Source organism: Mesorhizobium loti (genome assembly GCA_014189435.1).
Lineage (GTDB): Bacteria > Pseudomonadota > Alphaproteobacteria > Rhizobiales > Rhizobiaceae > Mesorhizobium > Mesorhizobium loti_G.
Map to the genome: position 1 here is coordinate 297734 of CP050294.1, position 22054 is coordinate 319787.

The 22054-nt window shown below is 59.9% G+C and carries 16 protein-coding genes and 8 pseudogenes; 13 read left to right on the forward strand and 11 right to left on the reverse strand.

Translation table 11 applies throughout. The annotated features are described in order from the left end of the window. Window positions 1-189: 189 nt before the first annotated feature. Window positions 190-528 (forward strand): annotated as a pseudogene (locus HB777_36205) (recombinase family protein). Continuing rightward, window positions 512-1851, forward strand: a pseudogene (locus HB777_36210) (hypothetical protein). Before HB777_36205 ends, HB777_36210 begins: the two co-directional pseudogenes overlap by 17 nt. 8 nt (window positions 1852-1859) lie before the next feature. On the opposite strand, the gene HB777_36215 reads toward HB777_36210, so the two are convergent. From HB777_36215 to HB777_36255, 9 genes and pseudogenes are all read right to left on the reverse strand, one after another. Next, window positions 1860-2117: a hypothetical protein gene (locus HB777_36215; protein ID QND69213.1), complete on the reverse strand. Its 258-nt coding sequence runs from the start codon at window positions 2115-2117 to the stop codon at window positions 1860-1862. A gap of 161 nt (window positions 2118-2278) precedes the next feature. Continuing rightward, window positions 2279-2740 carry a phasin gene (locus HB777_36220; GenBank protein ID QND69214.1) on the reverse strand — a complete coding sequence of 154 codons (462 nt, stop codon included), beginning with the start codon at window positions 2738-2740 and terminating at the stop codon, window positions 2279-2281. Between the two features lie 551 nt (window positions 2741-3291). Then, window positions 3292-4742: pseudogene (locus tag HB777_36225) on the reverse strand (inorganic triphosphatase). A 273-nt stretch (window positions 4743-5015) separates the two neighbouring features. Further along, on the reverse strand, window positions 5016-5795 hold the full coding sequence (locus tag HB777_36230; protein QND69215.1) for an ABC transporter ATP-binding protein: 780 nt from the start codon (window positions 5793-5795) through the stop codon (window positions 5016-5018). Next, window positions 5792-6616 carry an ABC transporter permease gene (locus tag HB777_36235; protein QND69216.1) on the reverse strand — a complete coding sequence of 275 codons (825 nt, stop codon included), beginning with the start codon at window positions 6614-6616 and terminating at the stop codon, window positions 5792-5794. The genes HB777_36230 and HB777_36235 overlap by 4 nt, the downstream gene beginning before the upstream one ends. Continuing rightward, complete coding sequence (locus HB777_36240; GenBank protein ID QND69217.1) at window positions 6613-7455, reverse strand: ABC transporter permease; 843 nt, start codon at window positions 7453-7455, stop codon at window positions 6613-6615. The genes HB777_36235 and HB777_36240 overlap by 4 nt, the downstream gene beginning before the upstream one ends. Before the next feature lies 1 nt (window position 7456). Next, window positions 7457-8547 (reverse strand): annotated as a pseudogene (locus HB777_36245) (ABC transporter substrate-binding protein). A gap of 28 nt (window positions 8548-8575) precedes the next feature. Beyond that, a complete protein-coding gene (locus HB777_36250; GenBank protein ID QND69218.1) occupies window positions 8576-9505 on the reverse strand; it encodes a TauD/TfdA family dioxygenase in 930 nt (309 codons plus the stop codon). A gap of 70 nt (window positions 9506-9575) precedes the next feature. Then, entirely contained in the window at window positions 9576-10901 is a 1326-nt protein-coding gene (locus tag HB777_36255; protein QND69315.1) for an LLM class flavin-dependent oxidoreductase, read from the reverse strand. Between the two features lie 243 nt (window positions 10902-11144). On the opposite strand from HB777_36255, the gene HB777_36260 reads away from it, so the two are divergent. After that, window positions 11145-11969 carry an IS5 family transposase gene (locus HB777_36260; GenBank protein ID QND69219.1) on the forward strand — a complete coding sequence of 275 codons (825 nt, stop codon included), beginning with the start codon at window positions 11145-11147 and terminating at the stop codon, window positions 11967-11969. Between the two features lie 16 nt (window positions 11970-11985). Here the strand turns inward: HB777_36260 and msuE are convergent. Then, window positions 11986-12539 (reverse strand): annotated as a pseudogene (gene msuE / locus HB777_36265) (FMN reductase). Window positions 12540-13121: 582 nt separating this feature from the next. Between msuE and HB777_36270 the strand changes: the two are divergent. From HB777_36270 to HB777_36280, 3 genes and pseudogenes are all read left to right on the forward strand, one after another. Next, window positions 13122-13493 (forward strand): XRE family transcriptional regulator, encoded by a 372-nt coding sequence (locus HB777_36270; protein ID QND69220.1) that lies wholly within the window; start codon window positions 13122-13124, stop codon window positions 13491-13493. A 237-nt stretch (window positions 13494-13730) separates the two neighbouring features. Then, window positions 13731-13826: pseudogene (locus HB777_36275) on the forward strand (IS6 family transposase). A gap of 15 nt (window positions 13827-13841) precedes the next feature. Beyond that, window positions 13842-13999: pseudogene (locus HB777_36280) on the forward strand (transposase). Window positions 14000-14097: 98 nt separating this feature from the next. Here HB777_36280 and HB777_36285 read toward each other — a convergent pair. Beyond that, entirely contained in the window at window positions 14098-15759 is a 1662-nt protein-coding gene (locus tag HB777_36285; GenBank protein QND69221.1) for an MFS transporter, read from the reverse strand. Window positions 15760-16410: 651 nt separating this feature from the next. On the opposite strand from HB777_36285, the gene HB777_36290 reads away from it, so the two are divergent. The 7 genes and pseudogenes from HB777_36290 to HB777_36320 all read left to right on the forward strand — a co-directional run bounded on the left by HB777_36290 (window position 16411) and on the right by HB777_36320 (window position 22025). Further along, entirely contained in the window at window positions 16411-16611 is a 201-nt protein-coding gene (locus HB777_36290; protein QND69222.1) for a hypothetical protein, read from the forward strand. 599 nt (window positions 16612-17210) lie between these two features. Then, window positions 17211-17483 carry a hypothetical protein gene (locus HB777_36295; protein ID QND69223.1) on the forward strand — a complete coding sequence of 91 codons (273 nt, stop codon included), beginning with the start codon at window positions 17211-17213 and terminating at the stop codon, window positions 17481-17483. Window positions 17484-17787: 304 nt separating this feature from the next. After that, complete coding sequence (locus HB777_36300) at window positions 17788-18180, forward strand: hypothetical protein (GenBank protein ID QND69224.1); 393 nt, start codon at window positions 17788-17790, stop codon at window positions 18178-18180. A gap of 87 nt (window positions 18181-18267) precedes the next feature. Further along, window positions 18268-18699: a DUF2384 domain-containing protein gene (locus HB777_36305; GenBank protein QND69225.1), complete on the forward strand. Its 432-nt coding sequence runs from the start codon at window positions 18268-18270 to the stop codon at window positions 18697-18699. Next, window positions 18696-19178, forward strand: coding sequence for an RES family NAD+ phosphorylase (locus tag HB777_36310; protein QND69226.1), 483 nt, complete (start codon window positions 18696-18698; stop codon window positions 19176-19178). Before HB777_36305 ends, HB777_36310 begins: the two co-directional genes overlap by 4 nt. A 116-nt stretch (window positions 19179-19294) precedes the next feature. Then, window positions 19295-20278 carry an IS5 family transposase gene (locus tag HB777_36315; protein ID QND69227.1) on the forward strand — a complete coding sequence of 328 codons (984 nt, stop codon included), beginning with the start codon at window positions 19295-19297 and terminating at the stop codon, window positions 20276-20278. A gap of 182 nt (window positions 20279-20460) precedes the next feature. Next, a pseudogene (locus HB777_36320) lies at window positions 20461-22025 on the forward strand (hypothetical protein). The last annotated feature ends 29 nt before the right edge of the window (window positions 22026-22054 follow it).

The window sequence follows — 22054 nt, forward strand, 5'->3', positions numbered from 1 at the left end:
AGCGCTGTAGCGCATCCAAAAACAGCCGGTTGTTCGGTTGCCGAACCAGGACGTAGTGACGCGATTTCGGCCCCCGTTTCAGCGATCTTTTCGTGCAGATGGTCGGCGTGGCGTCGCGGTACCGTGACCGGGCTGATCGATACCAAGCCAATTGCGCATCAGGATCCATTAGGTCCTTTCGTTGCCACAAGTGAAGGTGCCGGGTTCTGGTCACTCAGCGGGGCGATCGACACGACCGCAGGTCGCATGATGACGCAGATGGTCGGCTCCTTCACGGAATTCGAACGTGCCATGATCCGGGAAAGGACCACGACCGCTCTCGCCAAGGCACGAGCCGAAGGCAGGATCGGGGGACGGCGCAGAAAACTCGATCCGAAAAAACGCCGGGAAATCGCCGAAAGTGTCTTGTCGGGCCGCAAAAGCTGCGCCGAAATGGCTAGACTTTACGACGTGAGCGGACCGACTGTCTCACGTATCGTCGCCGAACACCGCCATAAACTGGAGATCCTCCATGCCGACCAGTCATGACCTCAAGGGTCTGATGAAATTCCTCGCCCGCGATGAATGGCGCAAGTATTTCGAGGAGGTGTTTGAGGATCATTTCGGGCCGGCCCTCGATGCAGGAGACATGGAATTCGAGGACGTCGCCGAAATCCTCGGCGACGATTGGGCCATGACGCTGTGGGGCTGCGCCTTCGAGGATTTCCTGACCCAGGACTTCGAGGTCCAGGGCGGCAACATTGTCGATGTATATCTCAAGCGTCGCGGCTGGAAGGAAAACGCCCAATCGAAGGCCTATATCAAAGCGCTGCGAACCTCCATCATGAGCTTGTACGAAGTCAGCGAGGTGGTCCCGGGGAAGTCGCTCATGGCGCGCGACCTTATTCGCGGCGGCGAGCCGATCGCCGTTAGCGAGGGGACGGCCACGAAAACGCTGAAGCAGTGGGACAGGATCGCCGCTCGCATCGTGCCCGTGGTGGGTAAGAATGTCTTTGCAGGGGGATTGTTACCGTTCACACCGCAGGCCGCCGACGCGCTGTTCGATGGCCTGCGCCGGCTGTTCGGCAAAAAAATGCGAAGAAGCTGCCGGCCATCAGGGATGAAGACCTGCAGGCAGCGGCCTCTATGTTCACTCTTTCATGGCTGTTCGACACGTTTGAGCGGACGATGGGGATGCCGTCAGTCCAGAATGCGGACGGTGACGATCTCGTATTCCACGATGTCAGGTTTCCGCTGGCAGCAGGGGTAGCGCGGGACATTGCCTTGCAGATGAACGCCATTCCCGGCATGTCGCAGGAAAACGCAAAATCCTGGACCTGGCTAGAAGAGAAACCCAAGGGGAGACTCGGCGGCACGCTTTCTCTCGACACCACGATGGATAACGGTTCTCGCGTGCTGGGAAATGTCGAGATGAAGGGACGCTTCCTGCACCTGGCGACAAATTCAGCAGAGCGCGCGGAGAAGGGAGCAGCCCTGATCCGGCAAGCTCTGGGTGATCTCGTCCGAACGCCCCTCACCGAAATCCGCACCGTTGAGCAAATGATGGCTGATCCTCCTTCCCGCATTCAGGCAGGCGCCACATCCGATATACCGCCCGAAATCGCCGAGCAGGTCGTCCATCAGTTCCTGGACCGCCAATATCGTGACACCCTTGATCAGCCGGTCGGCATGCTCGGCAACAAGACGCCACGTCAGGCTGCAAAATCAGCAGCCGGCCGCCAAAAAGTCGCCGAGTGGCTCAAATATCTCGAAAACCAGTCCTCAAGGCAACCCGATCCGGTGGACCCGATGGCCACATATAGTTTCGAATGGATGTGGCACGAACTTGGCGTCTTCGATCTTCGCCAGTAACCGCTACTCTATATCTGTGTCCCGTAATGTACTGAGGCCCATGCGTAGTCAAAGACAAGCGGATAAGCAGTTCGGCCGACCCAAATGAGCTTCGGCCGTTCCCGCGTAGCCGTCTCGCGCTCGCGGTCATAGTCATTGCTGCGTCTTTTCGTGCATCCCATAGGAGACGCACTGATAATCGGTCCCGGAAAAGTTGACGCCCAACCGTGAGTCAGATGGCCCCCTTCCGGAATGGGCAAGCCCATGACTTCGTCACCGGGGCTCAAAAGCGCGCGATAGACAGCCTGAGGCGGGCGAGCCTGAAATCTGTGAGGGCTCTCACTTCTATGCGGTCGGGCAGATAAAGCCGCCCGACCAATTGAACAGCACCGGCATCAGGTCCCTAATAGACGAGGTACTGAGCTTCGGTCTCGGTTGCCTTAAGCAATCAGGCAGCCTTGCGTTCCTTCAACGCTTTCTCAAAGGCATCCCTGATCGGCTTGGACATGTCCTCGCTAGCCCTCATCATCACGACCTGGAGGCCCTTGGCCTGCTCTGCGGACTTTTCGACCTGTTTGCGCAGGAAAGCGGTCTGCAGTTCGATGAACTCGGACGGCGACTTCACGGCAACTAGTGCTTCAAGGTGCGTGAAGCCGGCTTCGGCATTGGCTCGCAGAGCGTCAAGCATCTTCAGGGACACCTCGTTGCCGGTGGTCTTGGCCGTTTCAAAGGTCGACTGAAAAGCCCTTTGTGTCGTTTCGGCGTCCGAACTCAATTTGGAAAATGCCTGCTTCGACTGCTCAAGGCCCTGGTCGACAACAGCGTGAACTTGCTCGGTAGCCTTGGATGGGTCGAAGGCAGGGAATTCGACGTTTTCGATCGTTTCGGTCTTGCCGGGGAGCTTGGACATTTTTTCCATCCTGTTCCAGGGCGGCCTCAAAACAAAGCCGTCCCCTTCACGTACGGAGTCGTCGCAACGGATTTATGAAGCCCACATGAATTTTGCGAGCGGGCTGCGCCGGCGTTGCGCCAATAGGGGTCGCCAATGAAGGCTGCCGGCAGGCTCAGGGCTTTTTAATCGGCCGACCTATTACAGCACGCGAAGCTCGGGAGCTTTTTTATATTATTCGCGCTTCCTTCCACATCGCTCGGTGTTACGGTGTTTCGGACGCTCGACCGATACAGCTGGCCTTCTCTTTAAGTCACGAGAAGGCGCCACGGGCACCTTCCGGCGCGCTTGCGGTGGCGCCATGTCGCGTTCGTCAATTCAACGTCGTGACGCCGGCTGCCCGGAACGTTGGCAGCGCCTGCGGAAAGACCAACACCGCCGCGCCGTCAACCAGCAAAGCCAATGCATGAAGGTATCCCGACACCATATGGGATCAGGCATTGTTCGTTAGTTGACGTCGAATCTGCCGATCACCAAGGTGCTTATCGCTCCCTGTGGTCCTGCATGCTGCCTCAACGCCAGAAGCGCCTTGTGTTGACAAAGGCGTCGTGCGCTTCCGCGGCGCCCACAAGAAACTTGGCCTTGTCTTCGGCGCTGAAGAGATCCTTCGCACCAGCCACGTCCGAAAGCTCCAGGCCTGCCAGCATATCGGGGGCGGTGGCGAGATCGTTGAGGCCACCGAACTGATCCTGCAGGTCCTCCATCACCATGATGAACCGTCGATGGCGTTTGGCTTCCGCCTTGCTCTGGTAAAGCGGCTCGAAGAACTCCGCCGCGTAGCGCAGTTTCTTTGCGGCGATGCGCACTTTATGGCGGGTTTCGTCATCGGCATCGATGAGATTGTTGCCGCCCTTCGCCACCTTTTTCCAAAGTTTATCAAATACACCGGAGGCGAAATCCCTTGACGACTGCTCGTGTAACATTTCGTCCGATTGGGTTCGCCAGTCCCTGACGGAAATCCACTCGGCGGCATCGATCAGCAAGGAGCGGGCGCGCACCGAGGAGAGCGATGCTTCGACCGCCGCATAGGCGTCGTCGCGCGCGTCTTGAAGACGGCTTGAAAGAGCCTCGCTCGAAGCGCGGTCGATCATCACGTCGATTTTGCGTGCATCGCCAAATTCCGAGGCGAGCCATGTCAATGCTTCTCGCAGGTGGTCGAAACGGCTGTCGTCGAACAGCGACTTGCAGATCGAGCAAAGGGAGCGCAGCCGTCGCAGCGACACGCGAGCCTGGTGCAGGGCCTCGGCATCGCGGGGCCAGGCCAGCGCCGTTTCATTGAGGCGAAACTGTTTCTGAGACAGGCCGCGGCGATGTGCGCGAAAGCCGTTGCCGCGCTCGTCTTGGACGTGAGCGGGGTCGAAGCCGCTTTCACAGCACCGGGCGCCGAGCCAAGCAGACGATAGCCCCGTTCCGCTTTGCTCAGCACCCCGAGATGCGCCGGCGTGATCAGGGCGACTTTCCGGGCGAGGGCATACAGCGCTGTCGGTGGGCCCGCCTTCTTTTCCAACTCGATCTCGCAGAGCGGGGCCTCGCGATCGGCTGCAACGACCTTGCCAAGATCCAAAGCGACTTCGATCGTGGCGTCGCCATCCATCACATTCCAACGATGCCGTTTGACGTGAACCTCGAACAGGGGCGCGACTTTTGGGCCAGCCCCTGCAAGCAGGTCTCGGATCTGCGGATCGTCAAGTATCGGTGTATCGCCGGCGACCGGTCGCTCCCATTGCTCGCGTGTGAACGATCCGGCCTCGGCGCCATCGCCGGCTCTGACGGTTTGTATCCGTTCATTTCCCGATTGCCGAATGCGAAGCGACAGGCCGCGCTTGGACAGATCCCATCCGGGGGTGTCGAAATAGATGGATCTCTGCTGAAGAATGGTGGGCGAGGATCCGAACGGATTTTTCTTCAGGAGCGACCCCGCACCCGACCGCGAAAGCTCGAGCTTCAGTTCCGTTTCCTGCATGATGATGTCCTCGGCGCAGCGTCGCTTCACGGCAATCGAAGGAACGCCAACCCGCATGGTGCGTCACGAGACTGTCACAATCAACCGCCCGCCTCGACCAAAAGCGGCCGGACCTCAAGCCGGCAGACAATCCGCGAGCCGGCACCACATTTCTCAGCCCTCGTTCATTTGATAATGCAAGAGAAGGACACAGAGATGGCTACCAAAGAAAGAAGGAGGCGAGCCGCGTGGTGGATCATCGAGCGCGGACATGACTTTAAGCCATGTCGGCGGTCAGGCACTGCGGCGAGCGAGTTCGGCGTCAGCATCGTTTCCAGTCCGCGACACGCCGAGCCAGGATAACACCTCGTCGCGAAGCCGAATGAAATTCGGATCGGAGCGGTCGCGCGACACTGCGTCTCCGAGATAGACTGCTTCATCGACGTCGTGCGTGACGAGCACGGCGGTCGTGCCCTCATGCCGGACGATCCTTTGAAGCTCGTCCTGCAAGCGCAGCCGGGTCAGCGCGTCGAGGGCTCCCAGAGGCTCGTCGAGTAGCAGAAAGCGCGGCTTGGTAACAAGCGCGCGGGCGATCGCCACACGTTGCGCCATGCCGCCCGACAATTGGGCGGGATACGCTTTGGCGAATTGATCGAGGCCGACGAGATGCAGATGGTCGCGAACCAGTTCGCTACGTTCGGCAGCGCTTAATCGGCTTTGACGCAGCGCAGCCGCGACATTAGCCTCGACATTGAGCCAGGGCAAAAGCCTGTGCTCCTGGAAAACGATCGAGCGATCGAGACCCGGCCGTTCCACCCTGCGCCCATCGACCCGGATGTCGCCGTCATAGTCAGTGTCGAGGCCGAGGCCGAGGACGAGCCGCAGCAAGGTGGATTTGCCGCAACCCGAGGATCCCACGATGCTGACGAACTCGCCCTCGTCGACTGCAAGATGAATATGGGACAGAGCCTGGACCTGATGGCCGGCGACACTGAACCTCTTGCTGACGTCAATAATCTCCAAACCGTGGCTTTGCCCACGTCCCCGCTCAGAAATGGCGACAGGGCCGCTCATCGGTTCCTCCAGTGCAGAAAGCGGTGCTCCAGGGAGCCGGCGATGACATTGAAGACCACGCCGACGCCACCGAGGAGGAGTACGCACAGCAGCAATAGATCCATGTGGAACAGCTGCTGGCCCTCGTTCATGCGCCCGCCGATACCTGGTGCGATGTTGAGCAGAAGCTCGGCCCCCACCGTCGCGGTCCAGGCGTAGATCAAAGCGGCATGAAGGCCCGTGAAGATTTGCGGCAGCGCACCCGGAATGGCGATGATCCGGGCGAAGTCGAACCAGCCGAAGGTCAGCACGTCGGCAAGCTCGCGATAGCTGTGCGGGATGCCGGACACGCCCTGCCACGTGTTGATCAAGGTCGGCTGGAAGGCCGCGAGCGCGATGAAGACGACCTTTCCGGTCTCGCTTCCGCCGAACCACATCGAGATGAGGGGCACCCAGGCGAAGAGGGCGATCTGGCGGTGTACCAGCAGCACCGGCCCGAGCAGGCGTTCGACGAGGCGGGAAAATCCGATCGCCAGACCAAGCGCGATCCCGGCCACACTGCCACACGCGAAACCGATCAGGTCGCGCTCCAGGCTCGCCAGTAGATTGAAGCCGAGGCCACCGTGGCTGAACTCTGCAACGCCGCGGGCCACCACCTCTTCCAGTGGCGGTAGAAAACGCGGGTCAGCAGCGCCGGCATGGGCGAGCAACTCCCAAATCGCGACCAGCGCAATCGGCACCGCAAGCGGCCGCAAATGTCGGCCGGTGAGGCGGAAGGGCGGCGGTGCGATCGGTGCGCTGTGCGACAGCCGCTCCCGACCCGCCATCGTGATCAGGCTCATCGTGGGATCTCCGGACGCCAGCGTTGCAGATGGTTTTCGGCAAGCGTGAGCAGGCCATGGATCACCAATCCGATCAGGCCGACCACGATCATTGCCGAAAGAACGAGTTCCAATTGAAAGAGCTGACGGCCATAGGCCATCAGGTATCCGAGCCCTTCGAACGATGCGATGAGTTCTACCGCAACCAGGGTCTGCCAGCCGTTGGCAAGGCCTTCTCGCAGCCCTGTGAAGATCGACGGGACGGCGGAGGGTAGCACGATCATCGTGAGTTTCGACCAGCGGCTGAACGAAAGGACACGGCCAAGCTCCACATAAGCTTCCGGAACGTCGCGCACGCCTTGGGACGTGTTCAGTACGACGGGAATGAAGGCTGACCAGCCGATGACGATGATCTTCAGGCCTTCATCGATGCCGACGATGAGAATGACCATCGGCATCCAGCCGAGGGTCGGGACTTGGCTGAGGGCCAGGAACAGTGGATCGACGAATTCGCGAAGGGTCTTCGACAGGCCAACTGCCGTGCCGAAGACGAGGCCCACCAGCGCACCGGCAGCAAATCCCTCCGCAACGCGCTCAAGGCTCGTCACCATGCTGGAGAGCAGCGAGCCGTCCTGGATGCCTTCCAGCAAAGTGTCGAACACGATCCACGGCGGCGGCAGGATCTGCTCCGGCAATTGGCCCAGCAGAGCGGCGACGGTCCAGACCGTCAGAAGCCCCAGCGGCACCACGAGGCCGAGAACCAGGATGCCGGCGGCCGGGAGAATGCGCCGGCGAGTGGGGGCAGCACCGGCGGTGCTGTCCCCATGGCCGGTCTGGGCCGCGGCCTGGCCGCTGCTCATCTTAGTTGCTCGCCGCTTTGGAGTGTTCGACCTCGCCCGCGGTCACTTTCTGGCCCTTCGCGTCAAAGGTGGACCAGTAGTTCTCGAGTTTGAGGTCCAGCAGGGCCTGCTTGAGGTACTTGGTCTCGAACCAGCGTCGATATCGACGTCCTTCTTGATCAGGCCATAGGCCTTGGCGCGCTCGGTCTGGTCCTTGTAGCGCGCGATGATGAAGTCATCGACGACAGGCGACAGGCGATGGGCCAGGGTTTTGTCCTTGAAATCGGCCTCGAAGCTTTCGACCGGCAGGCCGGCCTTCGACCAGAGCTCGAAGACTGCCTGGCGATTGGCCTCGTCTGAGCCGAAGCGCGTGGCCTTGACGAAGGCGCGCACGACCTTGGCCGTGAATTCCGGGTGGGCCTTCTCGAACTCCGCGGTGACGAGGAGCCCGGCGTTGCGCCCAAGCGTCGGGTCGTCGTTCTTGGTCGAGTAGATGATCTTGACCGCGCCGCGTTTGGCGAGGTCGAGATATTCCGAACCGCCGAAGGAAGCCTCGACATTGCCCGACACGAGCGCGGCCGTGGCGGCATTCGAGTCGAGGCTGACGAAGCGGATGTCCTTTTCGGTGAGGCCGTGCTTTTCGAGAACGCGGTCGGTGGCGATCTGCAAATTGGTGCCGCGGAACTGCGCCACCTTATGGCCCTTCAGGTCCTCCACGGTCTTGAGCTGCGAATCCGGGGGTACCGCGAGATAGAGTGCATCATGGCTGCCGGCCGAGGCCAGATATTTCGTCTGCAGGCCGCGCGAGCGGCCGACGATCGAAGGCAGATCGCCGAGGCCGGCGGCGAAATCGAGCTGTCCAGCGGCGAGCGACTCGTTGAGGGCCGGGCCGGCGCCGCGGAAGAAAGTCCAGGAAACCTTGACGTCTGGAACGTCCTTGAACTCGGCCTCGACAAGCTGCTGCACGTTGGCCACGGCGATGTAGTCGCCATAGGCATAGGGCCGGTCGTCGATGCCGGTTCCGGGATAGCCGATGCGGATGAGGGTCTCGGCCGACGCGGGAGCGGTGGCGAGAAGGCCGCCAATCAGGGCAGCAATATGCGCGAATTTCATGAGTAAGGATCCTTGCTGGAGTGAAGGGTCAGGCGGCGTTGGCGACGGCGTCGCGAACTAGCTTCTTGCGGGTGACGCTGCGGCGGCCGTCGACGCTCACTGGCACGTCGCCGTCGAGAGTGGTGCGGCGCACGACACGGGCGCGGTCGCCATAGTCGTTCACGGCGTAATGCTGGGTGGCGCGATTGTCCCAGATGGCGACGTCGTTCGCTTGCCAGCGCCAGCGCACCGTGTTTTCAATCCGCAGCACATGAGACTGGAGGAGGGCGTAGAGCTGCTCGGAATCGCTCTTCGAATAGCCGACGAAACGCTGCACGAAGGAGCCGAGTACAAGCGAGCGTTCGCCGGTCTCCGGGTGGACGCGCACCACGGGATGATCGGTCTCGTAGACGGTGGAAGCAAAAACCTCCTCATAGTGGCGACGATCGGCCTCGGTGGCATGTGGGCGCTGTGCGGCATAGTCATAGGCATTGCTATGGGTTGCCCACAGCTGTTCTGCGGTCGCCTTGAGCGCCGATGGCAAGCTGTTGTAGGCCGCCACTGTGTTGGACCAAACCGTATCGCCGCCGACGTCGGGAATGGTCACGCCGCGCAGGATCGAGATCTTGGGATAGGCGTCAACGAAGGTGACGTCAGTGTGCCAGGCATCGGCGCGGCCACCTCGTGACGCGTCAAGTTCAAGGATCGACGTCGTGCCGTTGCGTACATGCTCGGTCGGATGTGGAACGAGATTGCCGAGGCGCTTGGAAAAACGCTCCTGCTCGGCATCGGTCAGCTGATCCTGGTCGCGGAAGAAGATCACCTTGTGCTGCAGCAGAGCGGCATTGACGGCTGCTATCGTCTCGTCGGAAAGGTCGCCCGAAAGCTTGATGCCGGCGATCTCGGCGCCGATCCGGCCGGCGACCGGTTTGATCGTCAGCGAGGACGCGTGTGCGGTGGCTTGGGTTGAGGTGGTCATGTCGGTCTGCTCCTTGGTTGGACCGCCGGCGTGGCTCGGCCCTTTGCCGGGTTAGTTGACTGGGAATGGATTACTCGGCCGCCTGGCTGCCGGGCTCGCGGTGAGGGGCACGATGAGCGGGATGCTTCAACCCGAGATTCTCGCGAAGGGTACGGCCCTCATATTCGGTCCGGAACAGGCCCCGGCGGCGCAACTCGGGAATGACCAGCTCGATGAAATCGTCGAGCCCGCCGGGCACGGTCGGCGGCATGATGTTGAAGCCGTCGGCGCCGCCCTTGTTGAAGCGCTCTTCGAGCTCGTTGGCGATGGTCTCAGCCGTGCCGACAAGCTGCCAATGGCCGCGCGCCCCGGCGATGGTCTCGTAGAGCTGACGGATGGTGAGATTTTCTCGCCGGGCGAGATCGATGATCAATTGCTGGCGGCTTTTGCCGCGCTCGGTCTCGGTCAGGTCCGGCAGCGGACCGTCGAGGGGATAGGCGGAAAGATCGACACCGCCGGAGAGGTTCGACAGGAGCTCCAGCCCAACGTCGGGATGGATCAGCGACTGGATCTCCTCGAACTTTTCGCGTGCCTCGGCTTCGGTTCGCCCCACCACCGGAAAGACGCCCGGCATGATCTTCAAATCATCGGGATGGCGACCATACTTCTCCAGACGTCCCTTGAGGTCGGCATAGAAGCTCTGAGCCTCCTGGAGCGTCCGCTGGGCGGTGAAGACAACCTCGGCTGTACGGGCGGCCAGCTCCTTGCCCGCCTCCGAGGAGCCCGCTTGGACGACGATCGGGTGACCCTGCGGTGAGCGCGAGACCGTCAGGGGTCCGCGCACCCGGAAGTGCCGTCCGCGGTGCCCGAGGATATGCAGTTTCTCCGGGTCGAAGAAGAGGCCGCTATCCTTATCGCGCAGGAAGGCATCATCCTCCCAGCTGTTCCATAGGCCGAGCACGACATCAGCGAACTCTTCCGCCCTTGAATAGCGGTCCTGGTGGGCGAACTGGTTGATGTTGCCGAAATTCTCTAATTCGAGCGGATTGGACGAGGTCACAAGGTTCCAGCCGGCCCTGCCGGCGCTGATCTGATCGAGCGAGGCGAATTTGCGTGCCAGGTTGAACGGCTCGTTGAACGTGGTGGAGGCTGTTGCCACCAGGCCGATGCGCTCCGTCACAACCGCAAGCGCCGACAGGAGCGTCAATGGCTCGAAGCCGACGGCCCATTCATCAGTCCGGGAGAGGGATTTGAGATCATCCGTATGGGCCGCTACCCCATCAGCCAGGAAGATCAGGTCGAATTTTGCACGTTCTGCCGCCTGGGCGAATGCGATGCGCTGCCTGAGGCTCGTCGTTGCATCCGCGGCGGTGTCCGGGTGGCGCCATGCCGCCACATGGTGGCCAGCTGGATACATAAAGGCGCCAAGCCGTAGCTTTCCAACCTTGCTCACCTTCAGTCTCCTTTTCAGTCAACAATAGAAATTCACGATGAGGACGGCGCCTCACCGGAGTGTGCGATCTGTCAGGATTTCGGCAGCTTTGCTGTCGGCCAACAAGTTGCCAGCGTCGTCATTTCCGCCCGCACAATGCTTAGAGGCTGTTTGGAAAATCGGATTTGAGGGGTTTCGTTTGCGCATGAAGTCTGATTCAGAGCGAGGATGTGGACCGAACAGAGCCGTGGCCGTGTTGCCAAGATCGCGCGTAAGACGAAGCGTTATCCGTGTGATCTGACAGATGAGGAATGGGAGCGGATCGCGCCACTGATGCCGGTTCCTGGTCGGCGTGGGCGTCCCCGCGAGGTGGATTTTCGGGAGGGAATCAATGCGGTGCGCTATCTGGTGCGCTCAGGCTGTGGGTGGCGGATGTTGCCCATTCATTTTGGGCCGTGGCAGACGGTCTATAGCTGGTTCCGCGAGTTGGCACGGCGCTTCCTGTTTCAGACGATCCACGACGTGGAACTGATGCTCGACCGCGAGCGGCAGGGTCGCGAACCTTCACCCAGCGCTGGTGTGATTGATAGTCAGTCGATCAAGGCACCCCATGCAAAAGCACGAGGCTACGACGCGGGTAAGAAGATCGTCGGGCGCAAGCGCCATATTGCGGTCGATACGGACGGACGGCTCCTGATGGTCAACCTGACCACCGCTGACATCTCCGACAGCGCGGGTGCGCAGGCGATACTCGACGGCATCCGCAAACGCTGGCCGTGGGTCAAGCATCTCTTCGCCGACGGGGCCTATGACCGGCTCAAGCTGATGGATAAGGCCTGCTATCTCGACTTCATCGTCGAGATCATCCGCCGCTCCGACGACCAGAAAGGCTTCAAGGTTCTACCGCGTCGCTGGGTCGTCGAACGGACGTTCGGATGGATGATCCGGTGGCGACGCCTCGTGCGCGATTACGAGCAGCGCATCGATGTCTCGCAGGCCATGATCCTCGTCGCCATGGGCGGCATCATGCTACGCAGAAACGCCCATCCGTGATTTTCCAAACCGACTCTTAGGCGGCCAGGCGAATGCTGCCCGTCTCTCCAACCAGCCGACACGCTTCGATTACGGCTTGTTCCGTGCGGTTGCGGATGGCTTCGGATATGATAGCGCCATCGGCGAAGTCCCGGTCGGAGGCATAGATACCTGTCGGGATGGTCAACGCCTCGAAGAAGCCGAAGAGCGGCCGAAGCTGATGTTCCACGACGAGGGAATGACGTTCGCCGCCCCCAGTCGCCGCGAGGATGATTGGCTTTCCCTTAAGCGAGGTCGGCTCCAGATCGGGAAATGCTTGAATAGCCCAGTGTAGCTGCCTTTGAACGTCGGCGAGCCGACCACCAGGACGGCGGCGCTCGACAATTGCTCGACGATGTTTCGGGCCGATGGGTCAAGGTCGCTAAGCCGTCTGACCTGTGCGAAGGAGGGGCCGAAATCCTCGATATCGAAGGTTGCCGAATATGCGCCAATCTTCTTCGCTACCTGCCCGACTATGTGGTCGACGAACGCCCTGGTCTTCGAAGGACGAGTAAGATTGCCCGACACCCCTATCGCGAACTTTTTCGACATTACCTGGCTCCTCAAAGCGATCACCGCCACTTAACCCTATCGATTCGATAGAAATAAAAGAGAGAGCGTATTTCAAAAAACAGTCCCCAATCGGATGGAGTTTGCGGAACATCGACTGCAATTGGTTCATTCGATGCAAACTGAGACGGGTCAGGCCAATTGCGATCGCGCATCTGACGGCCAGCTTCCATCAAGCGGTGACGGACCTTTCCGTCGTGTCGAAAGGCAGCGTTGGTCCATGCATAGGCTACAGGCGTGCCTGCTTTGCATCGTGCGAGCCTTCCTTTTTTCGTCGGCATGCGGTGTCGCGCGGGAACTAATGCATCAGTACCAGACAGAACTCGCACCTGAGCCGAAACTGAGTCCGCTCACTATCTTGTATGTTGTCGCTGGCCCGACAGGTGAGGCCGTGTCAGTCCCCCGCACCGCCTAAACACGGGCTAGCCGTCTCGAGGCGGTGCAAATTGAAACAGTTTGCGCGTGACCGTGCCGCATTCTGAGAACATTCACTATACAATATAATCGCATTGCGGCATTGATTGTCTCCGCAGGCGCAGGTGCCTCTCTGGAGTTCGTCCATTCATGTCGCCCGTCCGCAAGCCCCAGCCGGTCGATCATTCCATCCTCAATGAAATGCTGGCGCTGCAACTCCAGCAGCTTGAGATCGATAATGGTGGGATGGAGGCCTTCCTCCCCAAGACGGGGTTGGCGCGAGGGACCTACTACACGATGCTGCGCGGTATCGGAAATCCGACCCTCAAGACAATCGAGCGCATCGCTTCCAAGCTCAATATGACCGTATTCGAGTTGCTGGGCTTCGAGATCGACGATGCGCGCAGGGCGCTGAAGAAGCGCGGCGTCGACTATGATGAGCTGACCTCAGCCATCCGGAAAAAAGATGAAGCTACCCGGCGTGTAGCGCGGCAGACCCGGTCGCAGAAGCTGTCGGGCTGAGAGAAACAGAAGGGCGCGCAACCGCAGGACACCGTCATCCACGCCGGCGAGCGCCTGGAAGGCCACCCAGAAGAGCGTGGCACGGTCGGCGGGCTGTGGTCCGAGGTCGACCGGGAAATCGCAATCCCCCGCCGCATGAATGCGACCACGGCGGCGTCGGGCGTCAGCGCCCGCGTCCGGGGGGAATCGCGGCGATAGTCGTCCTCGCGGCGGAGATAGCCGAGTGATCCTCCTATGGCGGCAAGGCGGCAGGTGATGCCGCAAGTTGAGCATCGCTCGCACAAAGGAATGAACGATCGCGCCGAGAAATCGCATGTGCCGCTGCGAAAACGGTAACGGGCCACGCAGGGCAGCGAATTCACCTCGAACGCCATCCAGGCATGGGCCGGGTCCGTGTCGAATGGCACTACATCGTGCCTGGCAAGCCGATGCAGAATGCCTCCATCGAGGGCTTCGACGGCCGCCGCGACGAACTGTTGAACGAGACGCTGTTCAACTCACTTTCACTGGTCCCTGGCCCCGATGGCGCGGCGACTACAACAGCGCGCGGCTCAAGTCTTCGGAATGTCGAAGCCCCCAGCCTCCTTATCCAGATATTGAAAGGTCAGGCTCGATGACGGGGAAGGTGAAGGATTGACTGGTCTGGTTTGCGGGCCGAGCTTGTCGGCCGCTCAATCGAAAGCGTCATTTGAGGCACTTGCTCCCCCGCGTGCAACTGGAAGACACGCTCGTCCAGTTCCTTGTCTACTTCCGTCAGACGGTGATTGAGGCGAAGATAGTCCGTCCAGGTCGGCGTGCGGAATGTTTCTGTCCATTGCATGGGCTTCTGAAGGTTGCGCTGGAGCGTCCAATTCCGAGCGCCGACGCGGCTGTGGACATGACGCCGCTGCCGCATGAGGTCGAGGAAGGCCTCGAGATTTCTCTCGGCTATCAGATATTCGACCTTGACCACGATCGGCCCGCTTCTTGGCTTCAAATTGAGAGCGACAGCTGGGGCGTCGAATTCCTCCAAAGGATCGGGCTCGGACTCGCGGCGCTCGCGAAGAGGAAACAGGACGCCGGCTGCGGCGACGAGCAACAGGGCTCCAGCGGAACCCTCCAGCGCCCAGGTCAGGGAATAGTTCTGGGAAACCGTGCCCCATACCCAACTGCCGGCGGCGATGCCGCCATCTATCAAGGCATAGTAGATCGAAATGGTGCGCCCCACGACCCAGCGCGGGCTGGCCAGCTGCACGCTCACGCCAACCCCGGACCAGGCGGTGACCCAACCCGCGCCGCCCAAGGCGAGCGCGATCGCCGCCACCGCAATGGAAGAGGTCAGCGCCAAGGAGAGTGAGCATGCCGCACAGGCGACGCAGGCGAGCCTCATCAGCCGTTCTTGAGACAAGCTCCGTCTGAATGTGCTGTTGGAGAGGCCAGCGAAGACGGCGCCTGTGCCGAAGCCGGCCATGAGCGTGCCATAGGCGAGCGGTCCTCCCCCCAAATGATCGCGGACAACCAGCGGCAGCAGTGCGAGTATGGCGATGCTCGCCAGGCCAAAGAGGGTTCCGCGGGCGATCGCCGCCTTGATCTCCGATGACATCGCCGTGAAGCGCAGCCCGTCATAGATCGCCGTTTTCATCGACTCACGCGGGAGAGGTGACGATCGAACCTTCCACTTGCAGCGCCATATGGTGCCTAGCGGGACCAGATAGGTGAGGGTGGTTACGGTAAAAGCTGCCAAAAGCCCAAACGAGGCAACCACGATGCCGCCGAGAGCCGGGCCCACGGTCCGCACAGTGTTGAAGCCGACGGAGAGCAAGGTGACGGCAGCGGGAACATCGCGTCGGTGCACCATATCGCCAACCGAGGCCTGCCAGGCAGGATCGTTGAGAGCGCCGCCGCTTGCGATCAAGAAGCTGAAGCCGAGGATCATCCACGGACTGACAAAGCCCAGCGCCACGGACGCAGTGAGCATCGCAGAGGCTATCACCATAAGGCAGCGGCCGGCGAACATGACCCGGCGACGACTGTAATTGTCGGCGAGAACCCCAGCGAAGACGGACAAGATGAAAGCGGGCAGGTTCGATGAAGCCTGCACCAGCGCAACCATCAGATCGGAAGTCGAGATCGTCGCCATCAGCCAGCTGATGGCAACAGTCTGCATCAGCCAGCCGAGAGAAGAGACCTGGGTCGCGAGCCAGATCGACCGAAAGGTCGGATTCCCGAGCGGCGCAAATGTCGTTGGTGCAGCCAAATCTTCATTTGATCCAGCCACCCTACTCATTTTGCGAGCCTTTGCTTTCCGAATATTGGCAGGTGTCTCGCATGCAATCTCGACTGGATCGTGGCGGCTGGTAACTGAGAGATCATGCCAATCGCGAATTTCTTACGCGTCGACGCTCCCTGGAGCGGGACATCGAGCTCTTGCCGCCGACCAATGCCTGCACGGCGCCAGCAGGAGAGCCGGACGATCGCAGCGCCACTGAGGAACGGAGCGGGATCCAGCGGACCAGATTGTCCCGGAGTTCTCGGGCGCAATGTTTCTTCGACGACCTCATTTGTTTCTAGGCCTTTGACCAAAAAGGAAGTAGGACCCTTTACATCGGCGATAAGAGCCAAAGGGCATCGTCGGTTGAGCGATCGTCGCGCTTCGCGTTACAACAGGGAGAGAGCGATGACCCATTCGGAAAAATCCCCAAGCGGCATAGCCTACCCTGACGACCTCGCGTTGCTGAAGCGAGCTATGATCGGATCTGCGAAGAACGAGGACTCCGCGCAGGCTCTGCTGAAGCGGAGCAGCTGGCCACGCGAGCTATGGACCTATTTGGTATGGGCATTTTCGACGAAGATGCTCTTTACAAGAGCCTGGCATAGCCAGCTAATCATTTTTTGGGCCCAAAGAGGGGATAGTCGCGAACACGGGAGGAAATGATCGATGGACTACGAACTTGGTATTGGCAATCAAGATGACGATCAGCCTTATGAGCTTACCTGTTTCGCTAAAAAGCATGGCCTGACGCTCCCGATTGCGGATGCCGTACTGTTCGCAAAAGGGCACTCTCGAACGGCGTGTGACACCGCTGCTTTGGCTTTCCTCTGCGCTGTCGCCATTGCCAGAAAGCAATCGGCGCGCTAGTTTTCGTCGAGAAAATCCAAGTAGCGAAGCGCGGCGCAAGTCCGGTTTCCCTGGCAGGTGTCTGATACGCCCGGTCAGGCTGCCTTCACCCATTGTGCGGCCGGCGCCTCATGCCTTTCCGTACTGGCCGGGGCTGTCCCATACGTGCTTCCAAGCCAATCCGGCATCTCCCGTTCAAATTGATTGGGCACTGCCGACATAACGGTCGGTTTTGGCACTCCGACATAAGCGCAAAAGCCGGCTGAACTCGCGTTTGGACGCCAAGCAGATCGTATCAACGATCGGGGAGCTCATCTCGCCAGCCGGCGCGAAGCATTAGGTTCCGCCAAAGAAGCAAAGATGGAACCTAACCAGAGTTTTGCGGCCGAGAGCCGCGTTAAGCAGACCCGCGCCGGTTCATCTTGCCTTCAACCACGTCATCCAAGGTGCATAGTTATGGGAGCCCGGATTCTCGCTTGTCGTTTCGCTCATTATGCTTCATCAAAGGGCACTTTGCTGAGCGATGCCTTTTCGCGAAACGCGGCCATGTTCTTTCGTTGGAAACTCACTCACCAGCGGCGTTGGATGCGCTGAGTATGTCTTGGGGAGAGTGAGGACGCTTGCAGATCTTCGACAGGATTGACTCGCTGATTGACGCAGAAGATTTCGGGGCCGCGATCGAAGAGACGCGCGCCCTGCTGCTTCAGCTTGAACAAGGGTCTGACGCGCTCACACATGCGATCGACGACTTTCTGCTCGATCTGATGACGCTGGCTTTCATTGTTGAATGTTACGGACGCGGCTTTGAACTTTTGGCGCGAACGCTTGCCCGTAGAAGACTGGCAAAGGTCAGGCTTCTGTCGGGAGGGGTCCACTCCGCCAGGCAGAAATGACCCCAAAAGTCTGACGGCTGAAGCGGCGGTCGCCCCGCGCTGCGCACAGTGACGAAGGTAATGGTACCGCCAAAAAAATAGGGCCATCGGAAAACCGAGGCCCTTTAGGTGTGAAGGTCAAAACCTTCAGAGGAACAGCTGATACGATGGAATGGGAGGAGACCATCGCGTGCATCAGCTGCAGGCTTAATGGCTAAAAGTTGTGCAATGCGCAAACACATTTTGTGCAGTGCAGCTATGCAAGAACGGCGAGGCTCCCTCCTTCCCCAAAATTTGCGCCTGGAATGTTCGTGCTGTCCCCTGTGTGCGTGCCCGGTGCAATGCGGCGGTCACGCCCTTACCGCCATTCGCGGATGATGCGTTTCATGATCGCTTTGAGCATCTCGCGGTCTTCGCTGCGACAGCAAACACCGACGCGCCCGATTTCGAGTGTCCAATCGAAAGCCGGGGCTTAAATTCTTGCCTTGATACCGGCGTCAGGCTCTCTCCAGACTATAAGCAAGGGTTGCTCAAGTCGCCTGTGCTGCCGTCAACGCCGAAGCTCGCCGACAAGAGCGGGCTCTTTAGGTGCTGCGTTGGTCAGGACACTGCGCTCGTCAGCGGCAATTTCGACATGATTGTCATTGTCGCGTTTTCGGCCGGGCCGATTGCTGATGGCGGCCGAGCGAACGGCGTGACAGCAAAAATGACAGGGTAGCCGTTGGCGATCGGTTCGCGTCGGTGCAGGGCTTGCACGGTGCATCATGTGAGGCTATATCTTGCCTCATATGGGATGGAGAGTGGAATGCTGGCGTTCGGCAATGTCGCAGACGTGTTGGGGCTGCCCGTTAAAGAGGTGGCGGCGCGGTCGCCTTTCGGGCTGATCTCGCGGATCGAGGATGGGCTTCCCATTGGGGCGCTAGAGCGCGTTGCGCATCTTCTGGCGCCTGGCGATGCCCAGTTCAAGTACCGGCTGATCCCAAAGGCGACCTACGAGCGACGCAAGATGGTACATCGCCTCTCCTCGGACGAGGGCACACGATTGGCCCGCGTGGCGCGCGTCTGGGGGCTTGCTGTCGATGTCTGGCAGAACGAAGAGGAAGCCCGCGATTTCTTGTTTCGGCCGCACCCGATGATTGAGGACAAGCGACCGATCGACGTCGTTATCCTGAGCGAGTTCGGCGCCGAAATGGTGGTCGATATCCTCGGAAGTCTGAAGTATGGCAGTGCTGCGTGACGGCGCAGACTCTCGATCGCACGCTATCGTCCTTTCGCATCGGCGATCCGGCCGGCACCTACCCGATCTTCGATGCGACCGGCTCGACAATTGCGCCAGGGCGATGGAATACGCCTGGAAGTCCTGTCATCTACACCAGCGAGCACTATTCGACGGCCCTGTTGGAGAAGCTGGCGCATGGCAGCGGCCGACTGCCGCCCAACCAGCACTACATCGAAATCACAATCCCGCGCGGACTAAGCTACGAGGTCTTTTCCCAACCGTCACTGCCCGGCTGGGACACGATGCCGGCAATGGTGAGCAAGGGATTTGCCGAAGCCTGGTGTTCGGAACGGCGCAGCGTCATCCTGCTGGTGCCGAGTGTCGTGGCGCGTCTCGATTGCAATGTGCTGATCAATCCAGCGCATCCGGAGTTTTCAAGGATCCAGACAAGTCTGCACCAGCCCGTCTACTGGGACCGGCGGCTGTTTGGGGCGTAAGGGGAGATTGGGTTCTCTGATCGCGGCTGGCGGGTGGAACAGCGTTGGTGCATGGATCCTTTGTCAACGGTTTGGCGATAGGCAGGCAGGATCGAAATCAGCTTGATTTGAGTGCCATGCCGTACAAACACAACGCAGATCGTCGTCATCACGTCGGAAAGATGAAATTCAGGGTGACGAATTGGCGTGACTACGAAGCAGGTCTGCGCCGGCGTGGTAGCCTGACCTTATGGGTAACGCCGGAGGCACTGGCGGGATGGCGCGCTCCGCGACGCAAGACCCGCGGCGGCCAAGCCCGGTATTCCGATCTCGCCATTGAGACAGCGCTGACGCTGGGTTGCGTCTTGGCAATGCGGCTGCGCCAGACCGAGGGATTGCTCCACTCGCTGCTGGATCTCATGGGGCTGAAAGTCCCAGTTCCAGATCATACGACGCTGAGCCGTCGGGCACAGAAGTGGGAGCCATCAGCCCGACGAAACCCGCCGCTGCCGGACGGCCCGCTGCATGTGCTTGTCGATAGCACGGGATTGAAAGTCTACGGCGCCGGGCAATGGCTGGAGCAGAAACATGGCGCCAGATCACGTCGCAACTGGCGCAAGCTGCATCTGGCAGTGGATACCAAAAGTGGCGCGATCATTGCCCAAAGGCTGACAGATCAGGACACGGATGATCCTTCCCAGGTGGCACCGCTGCTCGATCAGATCGACGGCGAGATCGACCAGTTCACAGCCGACGGAGCCTATGACGGCAAGCCAACCTATCGGTCTATCCTGCAGCACAGCGCAACCGCGAACATCGTCATTCCACCGCGTTCCACGGCGGTGGAAAGCGGTGATACCGGACCGCCTGGTCAAAGGGACAAGCACATTGCCGCAATCGCAAGCGACGGTCGGCTGAAATGGCAGGCAGCCACCGGCTACGGCAAGCGGGCGCTGAGCGAAACAGCCATCGGACGATACAAGGGGCTGATCGGACGGCGCCTGCGAGCACGCTCTCTTCCGGCTCAACAGACCGAGGTTGCCATCGGTTGCATCGTTCTCAACCGCATGCTGGCATGGGCACGCCCGGAGTCTATCCGGCGTCAAGTCACGCAGGCATAACCAACTACGTCGACGATCGAAATGCGTTCGATTTCATATCCGCGCACCAACGCCCGCCGGAAGACTATCGCGGCCTCACGCCTCTGATCTACAGTCACGTCAATCCTTATGGCCGTTTCGATCTCGACTTGAATAGTCGGATCGATTTTGATCGGCTGGCGGCATAATTTTTGGAGAAGCCAATGGTTGAAATTGCTGAATCATGCCTGAATGTTCTCCACCAACATGGGCTGTCGTCGGTGCAGTTCCAGTTTTGTTTCGAGAGAGCAAAGCACGATCTTCTGGCCAATGACATGGCCTGCGACGCCATCGTTGCGGAGGTTATGCAGTCCATGGACGATCATCCGGATGTGGCAACCTTGTTCGGATTGTTGCTGGATGAGGCACGAATGGGCATCGAGAATGACAGCCCATATGGAAAAGCCTTCCTGGAAAATGCGGAGAAGGCGATCAAGGCTCGCATTGCTGCCGGCGCTCGCGAGCCGCTTCACCGTTTGAAAATCGCTGGCTTGTATCGGCGTGCCGGTCTGCCCGTGCCAGACATACTGATGCTTGACCCGGTTGGGGAAAGCCCCGCCGAGGAGATCCAGATGCCGGATCTTGATGGCGCGCTTGCCGTTTTAGCGGCGGAAGTTGAAGCTGAAGGCGGCGGCGCGTATGAGTTCTTCAGTGGCCTGGATGAGATGTCGGCAGGAATGCCGGAGGATGTCAAAGCCGCGTTTGTCAATCATCTATTGACCCTCGACAATCCCTTTTTGGAGCGCTGCGCGCTCTATTGGCTGGTGTCCGGCGCATCATTGACTCGAGAGGCTGTGGCCGCCGGCCTACGAGAAAGGCTCATGCGCGGGAAGCTGGAGCCTGGAACCTTATCCTATCTGCCGATCATTCGCGGCTGGTTGCCGGCGAGCGCCGCCCGGGCGGCTATCGATGACATTGGCAAGCTGGCTCGGCGACAAGGTCTTGCCAATGTTTCCAATCAAAACAGGGCGGAGCCGATAGTCAACGACATCATGGCGACCACCGCTGACGGTGTCGGAGCGCAAGGCCTGACGATTGTTGGAAAACTGCAAGCCCAGACATTTGTCGCGATGATCCTGTTAAAGACCGGATACGGCATCAAAGATGCCTTTGTCATTCGTTGCCGCTCAAAGCGCGAAGCAACCAGCATCGTCTCTTATGCCCGCCAGGAAGCAAACAGCGTCCGAATAGATCGAATGACTGCCGAGCTGCTGCTGGAGGCGGCTCTGGCGGATGGGATAGAAAACGGCCATCCACCAGCGCCAGGCTTCATTGACGTCATGGAGGCTTGCAGCTTGAGCCAATTGCGGCCCCAGGAAAGGGATCTGCAGGCTTTGCTGGATCACGTCGATCCGCAAAAGGAAATCCAGAATGCGCCAGCGGCACAACTGGATCGGATGCTCCACAACGAGACTGTACTGGATGCGCTCGTCCCGTTCACCGACAGCTGGTTTGAAGACACAGGAGAGACACGCGATATCATTCGGGGATCCCGCTCGGCGCGGACTGTTGAAAAAGAATCTGGGCCTTTCTCGAAGGCCGACGAGACATCTGGGCAAGGCGATTTCTGCAAACCGCGATCATTCTCAAATCGGCTAAAAAGGAGCGACTGTCAAAAGCACTGGCAGCCGCAGCCTTTGCACTGATACACAACCATCCCCTACAGGGCATCCCGCTCATGGAAGATATCGTTATGACCACACTGGATGCAGGCGGTGCACCTTTGTAGTGAATATTTCTGGTATACCCATCATGAAC

Coding starts and splice junctions, on each gene's coding strand:
- HB777_36220 (QND69214.1), bottom strand. CDS start 2,740: ATGTCCAAGCTCCCCGGCAAGACCGAAACGATCGAAAACGTCGAATTC.
- HB777_36230 (QND69215.1), bottom strand. CDS start 5,795: ATGAGCGGCCCTGTCGCCATTTCTGAGCGGGGACGTGGGCAAAGCCAC.
- HB777_36235 (QND69216.1), bottom strand. CDS start 6,616: ATGAGCCTGATCACGATGGCGGGTCGGGAGCGGCTGTCGCACAGCGCA.
- HB777_36240 (QND69217.1), bottom strand. CDS start 7,455: ATGAGCAGCGGCCAGGCCGCGGCCCAGACCGGCCATGGGGACAGCACC.
- HB777_36250 (QND69218.1), bottom strand. CDS start 9,505: ATGACCACCTCAACCCAAGCCACCGCACACGCGTCCTCGCTGACGATC.
- HB777_36255 (QND69315.1), bottom strand. CDS start 10,901: ATGTATCCAGCTGGCCACCATGTGGCGGCATGGCGCCACCCGGACACC.
- HB777_36260 (QND69219.1), top strand. CDS start 11,145: ATGTGGACCGAACAGAGCCGTGGCCGTGTTGCCAAGATCGCGCGTAAG.
- HB777_36270 (QND69220.1), top strand. CDS start 13,122: ATGTCGCCCGTCCGCAAGCCCCAGCCGGTCGATCATTCCATCCTCAAT.
- HB777_36285 (QND69221.1), bottom strand. CDS start 15,759: ATGAGTAGGGTGGCTGGATCAAATGAAGATTTGGCTGCACCAACGACA.
- HB777_36290 (QND69222.1), top strand. CDS start 16,411: ATGGACTACGAACTTGGTATTGGCAATCAAGATGACGATCAGCCTTAT.
- HB777_36305 (QND69225.1), top strand. CDS start 18,268: ATGCTGGCGTTCGGCAATGTCGCAGACGTGTTGGGGCTGCCCGTTAAA.
- HB777_36315 (QND69227.1), top strand. CDS start 19,295: ATGCCGTACAAACACAACGCAGATCGTCGTCATCACGTCGGAAAGATG.